The organism is Yinghuangia sp. YIM S10712 (assembly GCF_051388935.1).
Classification (GTDB): Bacteria; Actinomycetota; Actinomycetes; order Streptomycetales; family Streptomycetaceae; genus Yinghuangia.
This window is the reverse complement of the sequence record NZ_JBPKBI010000005.1, coordinates 146527-162834: the sequence shown is the minus strand read 5'-3', so window position 1 is coordinate 162834 and position 16308 is coordinate 146527. Positions and strand designations below refer to the sequence as shown.

Here is a 16308-nt window from a genome sequence, read left to right as displayed (position 1 = left end):
TCGTGACCGGGGGACAACCAGAGGTTTTCGGGAGGGAAGACCGGTGCTCGATCTGAATATGGCCTCGACGTCGGGCGCCGACGACGCGGCGACCGTCGCCATGCTGATGGCCAACTCGCCCAGCCACTCCGGCGCCGCACTGGCGGTCGGCCGCGATGCCGCGCGCTGTCATCTGGTCACGCCCGCGGACTGGCTGTTCGTCTCGCGCATGCACCTCGAATTCCGCTGCGACGACGCCGGAACATGGTTCGTCACGTGGCTCCGCGGCTCGCAGGACGCACCGGTGGCCGAGGTGTGGCTCGACGACGGCGTACGGCGTCCGCTGCCCTACGGCGGCAGCCTGCCCCTTCCGCGCCCCGGCTCGGGCGAAGTCGTCATCGCCGACCGCGGAGGCCAACGCCGGGTCACCGTGGGATGGTTCCTCACCGTCGACTGAGCGGCGGGCATCCGCGCGTCCAGTCGCCGGGACAACTGTGAAGGCACTCACAAACCCGGACTAGACTCGGGCGAGCGTCAGGCCCTCCAGCGCTCCGGATCTCCGCGTGCGTCGCGGGGCGCCCGTCACCGCTGTCGACGAAGAAAGCAAAGGATCGCAGTGAGCAAGCCCGTCGTCCTCATCGCTGAAGAACTGTCGCCGGCCACGGTCGACGCGCTCGGTCCCGACTTCGAGATCCGGCACTGCGACGGCGCCAACCGCGCCGAGCTCCTGCCCGCGATCGCCGACGTCGACGCGATCCTGATCCGCAGTGCCACCAAGGTGGACGCGGAAGCGATCGCCGCCGCGGGCCGTCTCAAGGTCGTGGCCCGGGCCGGCGTCGGCCTCGACAACGTCGACGTCCCCGCCGCGACCAAGGCGGGCGTGATGGTGGTCAACGCACCGACCTCCAACATCGTCACCGCCGCCGAACTGGCCTGCGGTCTCCTCGTCTCGGTGGCGCGCAACATCGCGTCGGCCAACACCGCGCTCAAGAACGGCGAGTGGAAGCGCAGCAAGTACACCGGCGTCGAACTCGCCGAGAAGACCCTCGGCGTCGTCGGCCTCGGCCGCATCGGCGTGCTGGTCGCGCAGCGCATGTCGGCGTTCGGCATGAACATCGTGGCGTACGACCCCTACGTGCAGCCCGCGCGCGCCGCGCAGATGGGCGTGCGCATGCTGACCCTGGACGAGGTGCTCCAGCAGGCCGACTTCCTCACCGTGCACCTGCCGAAGACGCCGGAGACGATCGGTCTGATCGGCGACGAGGCGCTGCACAAGGTCAAGCCGACCGTGCGCATCGTCAACGCCGCGCGCGGCGGGATCGTCGACGAGGACGCGCTGGTCTCCGCGCTCAAGGAAGGCCGCGTCGCGGGCGCCGGCATCGACGTGTTCAGCAAGGAGCCGTGCACCGACAGCCCGCTGTTCGGGTTCGACAACGTGGTGGTCACGCCGCACCTGGGCGCGAGCACCGACGAGGCGCAGGAGAAGGCCGGCATCGCGGTCGCCAGGTCGGTGCGCCTCGCGCTGGCCGGCGAGCTGGTGCCGGACGCGGTCAACGTGCAGGGCGGCGAGATCGCCGCGGACGTCCGCCCCGGGCTGCCGCTCGCGGAGAAGCTGGGCCGGATCTTCACCGCGCTGGCCGGCGGGGTCGCCCAGCGCCTCGACGTCGAGGTGCGCGGCGAGATCACGCAGTACGACGTCAAGGTTCTCGAACTCGCGTCGCTCAAGGGCGTCTTCTCCGACGTCGTCGAGGAGTCGGTGTCGTACGTCAACGCCCCCCTGCTGGCCCAGGAGCGCGGTGTCGAGGTGCGCCTGACCACCAGCTCGGAGAGCCCCGACCACCGCAACCTCGTCACCGTGCGCGGCACGCTCACCGACGGCACCTCGATCTCGGTCTCCGGCACGCTGGCCGGCCCGAAGCGCATCGAGAAGATCGTCGAGGTCAGCGGTTTCGACGTCGACCTGTCGCTCACCGAGCACATGGTCTTCCTGCGGTACGCGGACCGGCCGGGCGTGGTCGGCATCATCGGCCGGCTGCTCGGCGAGGCGGGCGTCAACATCGCCGGCATGCAGGTCGGCCGGGCCGCGAAGGGCGGCGAGGCGCTGGTCGCGCTGACCGTCGACAGTGTTATTCCGCCGGCGGTGCTGGCGGAGATCGGCACCGAGATCGGCGCCGACTTCGTGCGGCCGGTCAACCTCACGGACTGACCCGGCCGGGGGCCTCGGCCCCCCCGACGTGCCGCTGTCGTACCCCCTTTGTCGCACCCCCGCGCAGAACGACCGTACGGCCCCGGAGGCACCCGCCTTCGGGGCCGTACGTGTGTCCGGACGACTCCGATGGAGTACCCCGCATCTCAAATAGTAGGAACTCCGACTAAATTGCGGACAGCAGCCCGCCTCGTCGCTTACCGTGAGATGACAAGGTTCCTCTGACCCGATGAATCCGGATCTGTCCGGGAGCCTTCGGACACCGAGCCCACGAGGCCTGTCCGCTTCCCGGAGGCGAGTTCGCCGCCATTCGCCGAATCCGTGCCGACCCCGGACGGGTTCCGTGCCGCGAACCGCCTCGTCCCTTCCCGACCTCGTGGAGTGCACCATGGACGAGACCGCCCGCAAGAACGCCGCCCAGGCCCTGCAACGCGCCCTCGACCGCCGCGACAACGGCGGCGAGCACCGCTGAGCGGTGCTGTTTTCGCCGTGTTCCCGCCGTACCCGATCCCGTCCCAGCATCCGGAACGCGCATGTCGACTGCTGGGACGAGGAGTAGGGTCCGGCACATGTCTCGCAACGCCAACAGCATTCGTCTCGCAGTGGTCCCCGGCGACGGGATCGGCCAGGAGGTCGTCGCGGAGGGACTGAAGGTCCTGACCGCGGCACTGCCCGCCGAGGTCGCGCTGGAGACCACCGAGTACGACCTCGGTGCCCGGCTCTACCACCGCACCGGCGAGACGCTGCCGGACAGCGTCCTCGACGACCTGCGCGGCCACGACGCGATCCTGCTCGGTGCGATCGGCGACCCGTCCGTGCCGTCCGGCGTCCTGGAGCGCGGTCTGCTGCTCAAGCTGCGCTTCGCGTTCGACCACCATGTCAACCTGCGCCCGGCCAAGCTGGGCCCCGGCGTCGTGTCGCCGCTCGGCGCGGACGCGCAGATCGACTTCGTCGTGGTCCGCGAGGGCACCGAGGGCCCGTACGTCGGCAACGGCGGCTCGATGCGGACCGGCACCGAGCACGAGGTCGCCACCGAGGTGAGCATCAACACGGCGTTCGGTATCGAGCGCGTCGTGCGCGACGCCTTCGCCCGGGCCCAGGCACGCCCGCGCAAGAAGCTCACGCTCGTGCACAAGAACAACGTGCTGGTCCACGCCGGCCACCTGTGGACGCGGATCTTCGAGCAGGTCGCGACCGAGTTCCCCGAGGTCACGACGGACTACCTGCACGTGGACGCGGCGACCATCTTCATGGTGACGCAGCCCGAGCGCTTCGACGTGATCGTCACCGACAACCTGTTCGGCGACATCCTGACCGACCTCGCGGCGGCCATCGCCGGCGGCATCGGCCTGGCCGCGAGCGGCAACATCAACCCGTCCCGCGAGTTCCCCTCGATGTTCGAGCCGGTGCACGGCTCCGCGCCGGACATCGCCGGGCAGGGCAAGGCCGACCCGACCGCCACCGTGCTGTCCGTGGCGATGCTGCTGGAGCACCTCGGCCAGACCGACGCGGCCCGCCGCGTCGAGGCCGCGGTCGCCGCCGACCTGGCCGAGCGCACCTCGCTCGGCGCCCGCTCCACGAGCGAGATCGGCGACGCGATCACGAAGCGAGTAACCGGCTGAGTCGCCGGTAGAAGAGTTCGACGCCGACCGGGAACCGATCGGCGCGAGACCACCCGAAGCCACCGGCGGTTCAGCCGCAGTCACTCCGGCTTCGTGCTGCCTCCGGCACCGCCGCGCCTGTTCCGCGGCGGTGCCGGGCGGCGGCTTCCGTGGCCGCGCCTGTCGGTTCCCGGTCGGACTGCTTTAAGGTCGTGGGCCGGTAGCGGTGCCCGGACAGCCATCCCTCGGTAATTCTCGGCAATCCCTCGGTGAAGGACACTTGCGTGATGACAACCTCCGTGACGATCGATCTCAAGCCGACCGCCCACCCGCTGTCGGACGCCGAGCGCGCCGCCCGCATGGCGAACCCGGGGTTCGGCCGCGTGTTCACCGAGCACATGGTGACGATCCGTTGGGCGGAGGGCCGCGGCTGGTACGACGCGCAACTGGAGCCGTACGCGTCGCTGGACATCGACCCCGCGAACATGACGCTGCACTACGCGCAGTCGATCTTCGAGGGCCTGAAGGCCTACCGCCACGCGGACGGTTCGATCGTCACGTTCCGTCCGCACGAGAACGCCCGCCGCTTCCAGACCTCCGCGCGGCGCCTCGCGATGCCCGAGCTACCCGAGGAACTGTTCGTGGCCGCCGTCGACGCGCTCGTCCGGCAGGACCACGCGTGGGTGCCCGGCGCCGAGGAACAGAGCCTCTACCTGCGCCCGTTCATGTTCGCCACCGAGGTCGGCCTGGGCGTCCGCCCCTCGAACTCCTTCTTGTTCATGGTCATCGCGTCCCCGGCCGGCGCCTACTTCTCCGGCGGCGTCAAGCCGGTCTCGGTGTGGCTGTCCAAGGAGTACGTCCGCGCCGCTCCCGGTGGCACCGGCGCCGCCAAGTGCGCCGGAAACTACGCCGCTTCCCTGATCGCCCAGGCCCAGGCCGCCGAGCAGGGCTGCGACCAGGTCGTCTGGCTGGACGCGACGGAACGCCGCTGGATCGAGGAAATGGGCGGCATGAACCTGTACTTCGTGCGCGGCTCCGGCAAGGACGCGCGCATCGTCACCCCGTCGCTCACCGGGTCGCTGCTGCCGGGCATCACCCGCGACTCGCTGCTGCAACTCGCCGCCGACCGCGGCTACTCGGTCGAGGAGGGCCGCATCTCGGTCGAGGACTGGCAGGCCGGCAACGCCGACGGCTCGATCACCGAGGTCTTCGCGTGCGGTACCGCGGCCGTCATCACCCCGGTCGGCAGCGTGAAGTCCACCGACGCGGAGTGGACCGTCGGCGACGGCGGCGCGGGCCCGATCACGCTCGAACTGCGCAAGGCGCTCCTCGACATCCAGACGGGCAACGCTCCGGACACCCACAACTGGCTGCACAAGATCGTCTGATCCTCGTCCGGTCCTCGTCCGGCGCCTGCTCGCACCGAGGCGGCCACCGGGTGGGTACGAGCCCACCCGGTCACCGCACTGCCCACATAGCGAGACCGGTCAACCGGCTTCCGGATCGTATGGCAGACTGCCCAGCATGCAGCAGTGGCTCATTATTAGCCGCAGCGTGCCGGCACCGGTCTGAACCCCTCACCCAGGGGCAGCGTCACTCAGCCCACCGCCCGCACGCAGACCTCTCGCGACCGCGAGGGGTCTTTTGTTTTGGCCGGACACCCCGCGGCCGGAACAGCGCGTGCGGCACCGGCAAGCAAAAGAACCCGCAGCACGGGCCGGAACAGACACCGTACGACTCCTGCACACTGGATCGAAACGCATCAGGAGACCCACGATCATGACCGACGACACTTCCCGCGTCGACGACGATTTCCACGTTTTCGACACCACCCTGCGCGACGGTTCGCAGCGTGAGGGCATCAACCTCACGGTGGCCGACAAACTCACCATCGCGCGGTACCTGGACGAGTTCGGCGTCGGCTTCATCGAGGGCGGCTGGCCCGGTGCGGTGCCGCGCGACACGGAGTTCTTCCGGCGCGCGAAGACCGAGCTCGACCTGAAGCACGCCCAGCTCGTCGCCTTCGGCGCGACCCGCAAGGCCGGCACGACCGCCGCGGAGGACCCCCAGGTACAGGCTCTGCTGGACTCCGGGGCCCCGGTGGTCTGCCTCGTCGCGAAGTCCCACGACCGGCACGTCGAGCTGGCGCTGCGCACGACGCTCGACGAGAACCTGGCGATGGTCCGGGACACCGTCGTCCACCTGCGCGAGCAGGGCCGCCGGGTGTTCCTCGACTGCGAGCACTTCTTCGACGGCCACAAGGCCAACCCGGAGTACGCCACCGAGGTCGTGCGCACCGCGTACGAGGCGGGCGCCGACGTCGTCATCCTGTGCGACACCAACGGCGGCATGCTGCCCAGCCAGGTCAAGGAGACCGTGGCCCGGGTCAAGGCGGACACGGGCGCGCGCCTCGGCATCCATGCGCAGAACGACACCGGTTGCGCGGTCGCCAACTCCATCGCCGCGGTCGAGGGCGGCGCCACACACGTCCAGTGCACCGCGAACGGATACGGCGAGCGCGTCGGCAACGCCAACCTGTTCCCCGTCGTCGCCGCCCTGGAGCTCAAGAAGGGGATGCGGGTCCTGCCCGAGGGCCGGCTGCGGGAGATGACGCGCATCTCACACGCCATCGCCGAGGTCGTCAACCTCGCCCCTTCGACGCACCTGCCGTACGTCGGCATCTCCGCCTTCGCGCACAAGGCCGGGCTGCACGCGTCGGCCATCAAGGTCGACCCCGACCTGTACCAGCACATCGACCCCGCCCTGGTCGGCAACGACATGCGCATGCTCGTGTCGGACATGGCCGGCCGCGCGTCGATCGAACTCAAGGGCAAGGAGCTGGGGTACGACCTGTCCCACGACCGCGACCTGGTGGGCCGCGTCGTCGACGAGGTGAAGTCCCGTGAGGCGAACGGCTACACGTACGAAGCCGCAGACGCGTCGTTCGAACTCCTCCTGCGCGACCAGGTCGTCGGCGCCCGCGAGAGGTTCTTCACCCTCGAATCGTGGCGCGCCATCAGCGAGCAGCGCGGCGACGGCGAGCAGGTGAACGAAGCGACCGTCAAACTCCACGCCAAAGGCGAGCGCATCGTCGCCACCGGGGAGGGCAACGGCCCCGTCAACGCCCTCGACCGTGCGCTGCGGCTCGCGCTGGAGCGCATCTTCCCGGAGCTCGCGGGCTTCGAACTCGTCGACTACAAGGTGCGCTTGCTCGAAGGGCGGCACGGTACCGAAGCCATAACGCGAGTCCTGGTGGAGACCAGCGACGGCAAGAAGGAGTGGAGCACGGTCGGCGTGGCGGAGAACGTCGTCGCGGCGTCGTGGGAGGCGCTGGAGGACGCGTACACGTACGGCCTGCTGAAGGCCGGTCTCGTCCCCTCCAAGGAAGCCTGAGCCGGCCGGCATTCCTTTTCGTCGAGGCCGCCCCGGAACAGCCCGGGGCGGCCTCGACGTTTCGCGGGAATTTCGCATGAGGATCGGACGCCCGGGAAATTCGCGGGCACGACGGAGACCGGGAAAACGAAAAAGAAAATCCCCGGTCACCATGATGACAGGGGATTTTCCCGTGGTAGCCCCGACGGGATTCGAACCCGCGCTACTGCCTTGAGAGGGCAGCGTGCTAGGCCGCTACACAACGGGGCCCTAGCACCATCCCCGAAGGGATGGCTTCCGCCGCATCGTTTCCGACCGGACGGCGAGACGCTCGAAAAGCGCCTCGGAATGTGCTTTGAGTAGCCCCGACGGGATTCGAACCCGCGCTACCGCCTTGAGAGGGCGGCGTGCTAGGCCGCTACACAACGGGGCCAAACTCAACTGTCGACCACCTCGCGGTGATCGCCAGCCATGCCGCCTTGCGGCGACATAGCTGGGGTACCAGGACTCGAACCTAGACTAACTGGGCCAGAACCAGTCGGGCTGCCAATTACCCCATACCCCAATGCTCGACCCCGAGAAGGGATCTTGCTGGCTTGTCCCGGCCCCCTGCGGGGCGGAACGAGAAGAACTTTACCCGATCAGGCGGGCCCGACCAAAACGGGTTTCGAACCGGTGCGCGCACGGCCGGGCGGGGCCGTGCGCGCACCTGCGTGCGGCGGGTGCCTCAGCCCCGTGCGACGTCGAGTGCGGCACGTACCCGGGCCAGGGTCGTTTCCCGGCCCAGGAGTTCCATCGNCCCCCCCCCCCCCCCCCCCCCCCCCCCCCACCTGCGTGCGGCGGGTGCCTCAGCCCCGTGCGACGTCGAGTGCGGCACGTACCCGGGCCAGGGTCGTTTCCCGGCCCAGGAGTTCCATCGACTCGAAGAGCGGGGGCGAGACGCGGCGCCCGGTGACCGCCACCCGCAGCGGGGTGAAGGCGTTCTTGGGCTTGAGTCCCAGCCCGTCCACCAGGGCCTCGCGCAGCGCCGCCTGGATGGGGTCGGTGGCCCATTCCACGGTCTCCAGCGCGCCGATCGCCGCCTCCAGGGCGGGCGCGGCGTCGGCGGTGAGGATCTTCGCGCTGTCGGCCTCGTCGCGCGTGAAGTCCGTGTCCGAGACGAACAGGAAGCCGAGCATGCCGACGACCTCGCCCAGCGCCACCATGCGCTCCTGGGTGAGCGGCGCGGCCTTCGCGAGCAGGTCGAGCTGCGCCGCGGTGGGCTCGACGGGCAGCAGGCCGGCCTTCTGGAGGTACGGGACCAGGCGGTCGCGGAAGTCCTCCGGGGCGAGCGCGCGCACGTGGTCCGCGTTGATCGCCTCGCACTTCTTGAGGTCGAAGCGGGCCGGGTTCGCGTTGACGTCCTTGATGTCGAACGCGGCGACCATCTCCGAGACGGTGAAGTAGTCGCGGTCCGGGGCGAGCGACCAGCCAAGCAGCGAAAGGTAGTTCAGCAGGCCCTCGGGGATGAAGCCGCGCTCGCGGTACAGGTTGAGGGACGACTGCGGGTCGCGCTTGGAGAGCTTCTTGTTGCCGTCGCCCATGACGTACGGCAGGTGGCCGAACTGCGGCGTGGTGCCGGGGCCCACGCCGATGTCGGCGAGCGCCTCGTACATGGCGATCTGACGGGGCGTCGACGACAGCAGATCCTCGCCGCGCAGCACGTGCGTGATCTCCATCAGCGCGTCGTCGACGGGGTTCACCAGCGTGTAGAGCGGCCGGCCGTTGGCGCGGACGATGCCGTAGTCGGGCACGTGGTCGGAGTCGAAGGAAAGTTCGCCGCGCACGAGATCGGTGAAGGTGATCGTGCGGTCGGGCATGCGGAAGCGCAGGATCGCCTCGCGGCCCTCCGCGCGGTACGCGGAGATCTGCTCGGCGGTCAGCGTGCGGCACTTGCCGTCGTACCCCGACGGCCTGCCGGCCGCGCGGGCGGCCTCACGGCGCTCCTCCAGCTCCTGCGTCGTGCAGAAGCATTCGTACGCGTGCCCCGCCTCGTGCAGCCGCTTGGCGACGTCCGCGTAGATGTCCATGCGCTGCGACTGCCGGTACGGCGCGTGCGGCCCGCCCACCTCCGGGCCTTCGTCCCACGTGAAGCCGAGCCACTTGAGCGCGTCGAGCAGTTGCTCGTACGACTCCTCGGAATCGCGTGCGGCGTCGGTGTCTTCGATGCGGAAGACGAACGTGCCGCCGTGATGCCGCGCGAACGCCCAGTTGAACAGGCACGTGCGGATCAACCCGACGTGCGGGTTTCCGGTCGGGGACGGACAGAAACGGACGCGCACATCGGCGCCCTGGGGCTCGCTAGCCACGCTTGATCACCCTGTTGGTGAGAGTTCCGATGCCTTCGACGGTGACGGCGACTTCGTCGCCCACCTGGAGCGGGCCGACGCCCGCGGGGGTCCCGGTGAGGATCACGTCACCGGGGAGCAGCGTCATCGCGGCCGTCACGTGCACGACCATGTCGGTGATGCTGCGGACCATCTGGGAAGTGCGGCCGGATTGCCGCGTCTCGCCGTTGACCGTGCACGTGACGGCGAGGTCGGACGGGTCCAGCTCGGTCTCGACCCAGGGCCCGAGCGGGCACGAGGTGTCGAAGCCCTTGGCTCGCGCCCACTGGCCTTCGGTGCGTTGCAGGTCGCGTGCGGTGATGTCGTTCGCGCAGGTGTAGCCGAAGACCACCTCGGGCACGCGCTCGGCGGGTACGTCACGGCACAACCGGCCGATGACGACGGCGAGTTCGGCTTCGTGGTGGACCTCGGTGGAGACCTCCGGGTACACCACCGCGGCATCGGGGCCGACGACGGCCGTCGACGGCTTGAGGAACACGAGCGGGATCTCCGGTACCCCGCCGCCCATTTCGGCCGCGTGGTCCGCGTAGTTCTTGCCGATCCCGATGATCTTGCTGGGCAGCACGGGGGCGAGGAGCTGCACGTCGGCGAGCGGGTGGCTGCGACCGGTGAGTGAGATGCCGGCGTACGGGTGCCCCTCCAGCTCCGCGACCACAAGCTCGCCGGGTCGGTCGCGCGGGCTCCCCACAGCGCCGAACGAGTAGGAGTCGCCGGTGGAGAACCTGACGATGCGCACGGGCCGGAACCTCGGGTTCAGTGGAGGGAATGTCGGTCCCCTCCAGGCTATCCCGGCCGCGTGCCGCCCTCGAAAATCAGTCCTGACGCTCCATTACGTTGGTGCGCCGGGGGTTCGCGGTCGGGCCGGTCTCCAGGGACTTGGCGGTCTCCGCCTCGTCGAGTTCGCGGGGGCGGACCGGCGCGGTGTCGAGCTGCGTACGGCGCGGGTTGGCGGTGTTCGTACGGTGGGTGCTCAGGCTCATCTTGGAGTCGTCCCTGACCTTTCGAAGGAATCGATTGACCGCGGCCACTTGAATATCAAGGTCACGAATGGTTACGTCATCCGGGTCCGGATCCGGGTCGCGACAACGGCGCGGATTCCTCGCGGTTGCACGCACGGTAGTGTGACAAGCGCACGGAGTAACCGAGTTCCCACCAGAACCTGTGATTTTCACCTCTGTGGTTTCGGACCAAACCTCGGTCTTTTTGCCCGATTCCGCCCGGTAATACCAGGCCAACTCATGGCAAAGGGATTGTCTCAGCCAGTTCTCCGGTATCCGGATTTTTCCGGACCCCGCTATCTTGTTGCGGCCCTTGGGCTGTGCTGAAATGCGTGCGACCACGGGGGTGGTTCCCAAGCGCGGTCCCAGCCGGGATCTCCGCACACAAGCCTCGCCGATCCGGCGGGTCAACGACTGGTCACAAGAGGTTGCGAAGCTAGTGCAGGGACGTCGGAAGAGGCAGCAGGACTCCGCGGAAGCCCCGGCCGCTGTCGGGCCCGCAGACATGCGCCCACCCCAAGAACTCACCGCCAGTCGAGCCCCGGCGGCTCCTTCGCGGTTGAGGCTGCTTTTCTCGATCAAGAACTGGCGCATCCGCACGCGTATTACCGCGCTGCTCCTGCTGCCGGTCGTGGTCGCCGCCTTGCTCGGCGGCCTGCGTATCCAGTCCTCGGTCGACAAGACCCGTGAAATGGACGTCGTGCAGAAGGCCGGCGAGGTCATCGACCAGGCCACCACGCTGGTGACCTTCCTGGAGGAAGAGCGGGACGTATCCGCCAAGATCCTGGTCGCCGGCGGCGAGCGCACGGCACCGGAGATCGTCGAGCGCCAAAGGGCGACAGACGCCCAGCTCGACCGCTTCAACGCCGCGGTCGCCAAAATGGATCTCGACGATCTGCCGCTGATCAGCGCGACGGTCGACTCGGTCGTCAAGCAGATGAGCGACATCAGCAACCTGCGGAAAAACGCGTTCAACACGCTCCCGGTCAGCACGGTCACCGACTACAACGGCATCATCGACACGCTGCTCTCCATCACCCAGCGCGCCCCCGAGGTCACCCGAAACTCCGAGTTGATCCTGGGAGCGCGCGTTCTCGGTCTTCTCGGCGAGGTGAAGGCGGCGGCGTCGAACAAGCGCGCACTGGTCGCGGCGTACGTCGCCGACTCCGACCGCGCGTTCGGCGACGCGCCCACCGGTCTGGGCGAGATGGCCGAGCTCGAACGCGCCGCGCTGCTGGAGTTCGAGGCGGTCGCCCCGGCTGACGTCTACGCCGAATACCAGCAGGCGCTGCAGAAGGTCTCCAGCGACGCCGAATACCCGTACGTCGCGGTGCAGCAGGCGGTCGCGCCGAGTGGCGCCAACGGCGGCGCGCGTCCCGCGGGCGACGTGGTGAAGCCCGACGACTGGTGGAACCTCTCGTCCGCCAAGGTCGCCGCGCTCACCCGCTTCGAGACGACCCTCGCCGAGGACCTGCTGAACAAGGCCGACGAACTGCGCGGCGAGTCGCGCGACGAGGCGCTTCTCAACACGCTCCTCGTCATCGCCGCCCTGCTCGTCACGATCATCCTCGGTGTGATCGTGGCGCGTTCGCTGGTCCGCTCGCTGAACATCCTGCGCCGCGGCGCCCTGGAGATCGCCGAGCAGCGGCTGCCCGAGACGGTCCGCCGGCTGTCCGAATCCGAGCCCGGCGACGTCGACCTCTCCGTCGAGCCCATCGGCGTCGCGACACGTGACGAAGTCGGCCAGGTGGCCCGTGCGTTCGACGCGGTCCACACCGAGGCGGTCCGCCTCGCGGCCGAACAGGCGCTGCTGCGAGGCAACGTCAACTCGATGTTCGTCAACCTGTCGCGCCGCAGCCAGAGCCTGATCCAGCGTCAGCTCGCGCTCATCTCCGACCTGGAGAACCGCGAGGCCGACCCCGACCAGCTCGCGAACCTGTTCAAGCTCGACCACCTCGCGACCCGCATGCGCCGCAACGGTGAGAACCTCCTCGTTCTCGCCGGTGAGGAACCGGGCCGCCGCTGGACCCGACCGGTCCCGCTCGTCGACGTCCTCCGCGCCGCGGCCTCCGAGGTGGAGCAGTACGAGCGAGTCGAGCTCGGCGCCCTGCCGACCACCGACATCGCCGGCCGCGCCGTCAACGACCTCGTGCACCTCCTCGCGGAGCTGCTGGAGAACTCCACGACGTTCTCCAGCCCGCACACCAAGGTCCGCGTCACCGGCCACATCCTCCCGGACGGCCGCGCGCTGATCGAGATCCACGACAACGGCATCGGCCTCACCGGCGACGACCTCGCGGACGCCAACCAGCGCCTCGCCCGGCCGCCCGTCGTGGACGTCTCGATCTCGCGCCGCATGGGCCTCTTCGTGGTCGGTCGTCTGTCGACCCGGCACGGCATCCGGGTGCAGCTGCGCCCGGGCGACGGCGGCGGTACGACGGCGCTCGTCATGCTGCCGATCGAGCTCATCCAGGGCGACCGTCCCGGCGGCAACTGGGACAAGTCCAACGGCCGCCCGGCGGTGGCCGCCGGCTGGGAGCCCGACGCCCTCACCGCGTCGCAGGAGATGCAGGCCCTCCCCGCCGCCTCCGCAACGCCGCAGCGGCCCGGCCCGGACGCCGGCCGCAGCGAACCGCCGCGACCGCTGCCGCAGCGCGCGGCCGGCCAGATCCCGGCGCAGGCCCAGGGGCAGGCACCGGGGCAGACGCAGAACGGCGCCTTCGAGGCCCCCAACGCGTTCGCCGAAGGCCCGGCCACGCACGACACACCGTTCCCCGGAACGCCGTTCGGCGCCGCAGCCGACCCGGACAACCCGTTCGCCCCGGTCGCGCCCCAGCAGCCCCAGCAACCCCAGCAGCCCCGGCAGACGGACGACGCCCGCCCGCCTGCCGACGGCAACACCGCGCAGTTCCCGTCACCGTTCGGGAACGTCGACCAGACGGGGCAGCAACCGGTCTACGGGCGCCCGCAGTTCGACCAGACGCAGGCTCAGCCGGCGCCGCAGTCGGACTTCGCGCAGCCGTCGGCCTACGCCCGACCGGATTACGAACAGCCGTACCAGCAGCCGCGCTTCGCCCCCGAGCCGGCCGAGCACGGCGGCAACGACCGCGGTTCCGACGTCTCGCGACGCGGCCCGGCCGAGACCGGCCCCACGCCCATCGTCGAACCGCAGCGCGCGACAGCGTGGTCGGGACCGGAGTACGACAGCCTGTCGCCGGTCGCGCCGCCGCCGCAGATGCCCGCGTACGAGGCGCCGCAACGCCGCGGCGACGTGCGCGACCCCCGCGAAACACGGGACAACGTCGGCGCCTCCGGCCAGGGGCAGCCGCAGACCGGGGACGCGCTGCCCGCGCTGCGCCAACCGGCATCGCCTGCCCGCCGCCCTCAGGAAGACCCGCTCAACGCGGGCGGCCGGTCTCCGCGTCAGCTCGGCCAGGCTCCGGAGACCGACGAACTGCGGCAGCAGCACGAGCAGCAACAGCAGCCGCAGATGTATCAGCAGCAACAGCCGGGCGGGTCTCGCGAGTTGCCGGCGCACTCCGAGCCGGTCGACGCGCTGGACGCCCCGGCGCTGCCGATGACGGTCGATGACGAGCGCTCTCCGATCTTCGAGACGCTCGAATCCGACTGGTTCCACCGTCGGACCGGACGCGGCGGCCGTATGCGTGCGGCACAGGTGCGCAGCAGCCGTCCCGGCGCCGACGACGCCGCAGGCACCCACGCGGCGGACGATTCACCGCAACCCCTGGAGCGGCGGTCGCCCGAGGCGACGAACACGCCGCTTCCGCAACGGACTTCGGAGCAGTCCATGCCCCGGCGTTCGCACGCGGGTCCGGCCGCCCCGGCCGAGCCCCAGGGGCTGCCGCAACAGCAGCCGCGCCACGGGGCGCACGCCGCCCCGGCGGCGGAGTCGCTGCCGCAGGGGCCTGCCGCACCGCAGCCGGCCCGGCCGGCAGTGGAGCAGCCCCAGTCCGGCTGGTACTCGGCCGGCGACGAGGGCTGGCGGGCGGCGGAGGCCGCGCGCGAGCCCGCCTCGGGCGGGACGACGGGCGCGGGGCTTCCGCGCCGCGTACCGCGTGCGAACCTGGTTCCGGGCGGGGTGGGGAACGCTCCGCAGAGTGCAGCACCGGTTCCAGGAGTCCGGCCGAGCGGCCCCGGCGCCCCGTACACTCCGGGCACCCCCGGTGGCGGTGCGTCGTCGGCTCCGCAGAGCATGACCGGTCTGTCGCGCAACCCCGACGATGTCCGGGGCCGACTGACCAACTTCCGCCGAGGCATTCAGCAGGGTCGCACCGCCGGGGCCGGGGGAATGGCCCCGCCGCCTCGTGACGAGAACAACCAGGAGCAGGCATGACTGAGTTGAGCCAGGCCGCGCAGAACCTGAACTGGCTGATCACGAACTTCGTGGACAACACCCCTGGTGTCTCCCACACGGTCGTGGTCTCCGCGGACGGCCTGCTGCTCGCCCTGTCCGAGGGCTTCCCACGGGATCGTGCGGACCAGCTCGCCGCCGTGGCGTCAGGTCTGACCAGCCTGACCCAGGGTGCGTCGCGCATCTTCGAAGGGGGGCACGTCACCCAGACGGTGGTGGAGATGGAACGTGGTTTCCTGTTCATCATGTCCATCTCCGACGGATCGTCGCTGGCCGTGCTCGCCTCACCGGAGTGCGACATCGGCCTCATCGGATATGAGATGGCCCTGTTGGTCGACCGCGCGGGCACGGTCCTGACACCGGCCCTTCGCGCGGAACTCCAAGGTGCCCTGCCGCGATGACTCATCCGGAGATGTCCGAACACGGGGACCAGGAGTTCCACGAGACTCTGGTGCGCCCCTATGCCATGACGGGCGGTCGGACCAGGCCGCGTTACCAGCTCGCGCTGGAGGCCCTGGTCACCACAACGCCCCAGGTGGCGAACCCACCTGGCCTGTTGCCCGAGCACCAGCGCATTTGCGACTTGTGTCGGCAGGTCAAGTCGGTCGCTGAAATTTCGGCCCTGATCTCCATCCCCCTCGGCGTTGCCCGCGTGCTCGTCGCGGACCTTGCCGAGGCCGGACTCGTGGTCATCCATCAGCCCGGGAACGACCAGGGGCAGCCGGACGTGACGCTGCTCGAAAGGGTGCTCAGTGGACTTCGCAAGCTCTAGCCCGGGACCGGTCCCGGCGCCGCGGTCCTCCACGACCTCCGCCAAGATCGTCGTCGCAGGCGGCTTCGGCGTGGGCAAGACAACGCTCGTCGGAGCGGTGTCGGAGATCGCCCCGTTGCGCACGGAGGCCGTCATGACCTCCGCGAGCGCGGGGATCGACGACATCGCGGCGACCCCTGACAAGGGGACGACGACGGTCGCGATGGACTTCGGACGTATCACCTTGGACGAGGACCTGATCCTGTACCTGTTCGGTACGCCGGGTCAGCACCGGTTCTGGTTCATGTGGGACGACCTGGTCCGCGGTGCGATCGGTGCGGTCGTCATCGTCGACACGCGCCGCCTCGCGGACTGCTTCCCCGCGATCGATTACTTCGAGAACAGCGGACTGCCGTTCATCATCGCGCTCAACTGCTGGGACGGTTTGCAGACGCACCACGTGGACGACGTCCGCGAGGCACTTCAGATCGGCCCCGAAACGCCCATCGTGAGCTGCGACGCCCGCCGCCGCGAGTCGGCGAAGTCGACGCTCATCACCCTGGTCGAACACGCGCTGATGGCCCGCCTCCGCTGAGACGACCAACGCAACACATCTGAACAGCAAGCTGGTTCACCATCGGG

General features: G+C 69.8%; 12 protein-coding genes, 3 tRNA genes and 1 pseudogene. 10 read left to right on the top strand and 6 right to left on the bottom strand.

Annotated features, from left to right (window positions below; genetic code table 11):
* Positions 1-43 precede the first annotated feature (43 nt).
* The 6 genes from ACRX5W_RS14260 (at position 44) to cimA (ending at position 7179) form a co-directional block, all read left to right on the top strand.
* Positions 44-436: an FHA domain-containing protein gene (locus tag ACRX5W_RS14260; protein ID WP_436788465.1), complete on the top strand. Its 393-nt coding sequence runs from the start codon at positions 44-46 to the stop codon at positions 434-436.
* Positions 437-595: 159 nt separating this feature from the next.
* Entirely contained in the window at positions 596-2185 is a 1590-nt protein-coding gene (gene serA / locus ACRX5W_RS14255) for a phosphoglycerate dehydrogenase (protein WP_436788464.1), read from the top strand.
* Between the two features lie 343 nt (positions 2186-2528).
* Positions 2529-2657, top strand: coding sequence for a hypothetical protein (locus ACRX5W_RS14250; RefSeq protein WP_436788624.1), 129 nt, complete (start codon positions 2529-2531; stop codon positions 2655-2657).
* Positions 2658-2754: 97 nt separating this feature from the next.
* Entirely contained in the window at positions 2755-3807 is a 1053-nt protein-coding gene (locus tag ACRX5W_RS14245) for a 3-isopropylmalate dehydrogenase (RefSeq protein ID WP_436788463.1), read from the top strand.
* A gap of 266 nt (positions 3808-4073) precedes the next feature.
* Positions 4074-5174, top strand: coding sequence for a branched-chain amino acid aminotransferase (locus ACRX5W_RS14240; RefSeq protein WP_436788462.1), 1101 nt, complete (start codon positions 4074-4076; stop codon positions 5172-5174).
* A 391-nt stretch (positions 5175-5565) separates the two neighbouring features.
* The gene (gene cimA, locus ACRX5W_RS14235; protein ID WP_436788461.1) at positions 5566-7179 is read left to right on the top strand and encodes a citramalate synthase; all 1614 of its coding nucleotides are present in this window, start codon (positions 5566-5568) and stop codon (positions 7177-7179) included.
* 173 nt (positions 7180-7352) lie between these two features.
* Here the strand turns inward: cimA and ACRX5W_RS14230 are convergent.
* The 6 genes from ACRX5W_RS14230 to ACRX5W_RS14205 all read right to left on the bottom strand — a co-directional run bounded on the left by ACRX5W_RS14230 (position 7353) and on the right by ACRX5W_RS14205 (position 10525).
* Positions 7353-7428: transfer RNA gene (locus ACRX5W_RS14230), tRNA-Glu, on the bottom strand.
* Between the two features lie 90 nt (positions 7429-7518).
* Positions 7519-7591 (bottom strand) — tRNA-Glu (locus ACRX5W_RS14225).
* A gap of 60 nt (positions 7592-7651) precedes the next feature.
* Positions 7652-7723: transfer RNA gene (locus tag ACRX5W_RS14220), tRNA-Gln, on the bottom strand.
* 283 nt (positions 7724-8006) lie between these two features.
* Positions 8007-9506 carry a glutamate--tRNA ligase gene (gene gltX, locus ACRX5W_RS14215; protein ID WP_436788460.1) on the bottom strand — a complete coding sequence of 500 codons (1500 nt, stop codon included), beginning with the start codon at positions 9504-9506 and terminating at the stop codon, positions 8007-8009.
* Positions 9499-10281: a fumarylacetoacetate hydrolase family protein gene (locus ACRX5W_RS14210; RefSeq protein WP_436788459.1), complete on the bottom strand. Its 783-nt coding sequence runs from the start codon at positions 10279-10281 to the stop codon at positions 9499-9501. The genes gltX and ACRX5W_RS14210 overlap by 8 nt, the downstream gene beginning before the upstream one ends.
* Before the next feature lie 76 nt (positions 10282-10357).
* Positions 10358-10525, bottom strand: coding sequence for a hypothetical protein (locus tag ACRX5W_RS14205; protein ID WP_436788458.1), 168 nt, complete (start codon positions 10523-10525; stop codon positions 10358-10360).
* A gap of 577 nt (positions 10526-11102) precedes the next feature.
* Here ACRX5W_RS14205 and ACRX5W_RS14200 point away from each other — a divergent pair.
* The 4 genes and pseudogenes from ACRX5W_RS14200 (at position 11103) to ACRX5W_RS14185 (ending at position 16261) form a co-directional block, all read left to right on the top strand.
* On the top strand, positions 11103-14897 hold the full coding sequence (locus tag ACRX5W_RS14200; RefSeq protein ID WP_436788457.1) for a nitrate- and nitrite sensing domain-containing protein: 3795 nt from the start codon (positions 11103-11105) through the stop codon (positions 14895-14897).
* Positions 14894-15316, top strand: coding sequence for a roadblock/LC7 domain-containing protein (locus ACRX5W_RS14195; RefSeq protein WP_231778306.1), 423 nt, complete (start codon positions 14894-14896; stop codon positions 15314-15316). The genes ACRX5W_RS14200 and ACRX5W_RS14195 overlap by 4 nt, the downstream gene beginning before the upstream one ends.
* Before the next feature lie 44 nt (positions 15317-15360).
* Positions 15361-15687 (top strand): annotated as a pseudogene (locus ACRX5W_RS14190) (DUF742 domain-containing protein); the annotation flags it as partial.
* Complete coding sequence (locus tag ACRX5W_RS14185; RefSeq protein ID WP_436788456.1) at positions 15668-16261, top strand: GTP-binding protein; 594 nt, start codon at positions 15668-15670, stop codon at positions 16259-16261. The pseudogene ACRX5W_RS14190 and the gene ACRX5W_RS14185, both read left to right, overlap by 20 nt.
* The last annotated feature ends 47 nt before the right edge of the window (positions 16262-16308 follow it).

Bases quoted from the DNA above. Each gene is read 5' to 3' on its own strand.
- ACRX5W_RS14245 (WP_436788463.1), top strand. From the start codon at position 2,755: ATGTCTCGCAACGCCAACAGCATTCGTCTCGCAGTGGTCCCCGGCGAC.
- ACRX5W_RS14240 (WP_436788462.1), top strand. From the start codon at position 4,074: ATGACAACCTCCGTGACGATCGATCTCAAGCCGACCGCCCACCCGCTG.
- cimA (WP_436788461.1), top strand. From the start codon at position 5,566: ATGACCGACGACACTTCCCGCGTCGACGACGATTTCCACGTTTTCGAC.
- ACRX5W_RS14205 (WP_436788458.1), bottom strand. From the start codon at position 10,525: ATGAGCCTGAGCACCCACCGTACGAACACCGCCAACCCGCGCCGTACG.
- ACRX5W_RS14195 (WP_231778306.1), top strand. From the start codon at position 14,894: ATGACTGAGTTGAGCCAGGCCGCGCAGAACCTGAACTGGCTGATCACG.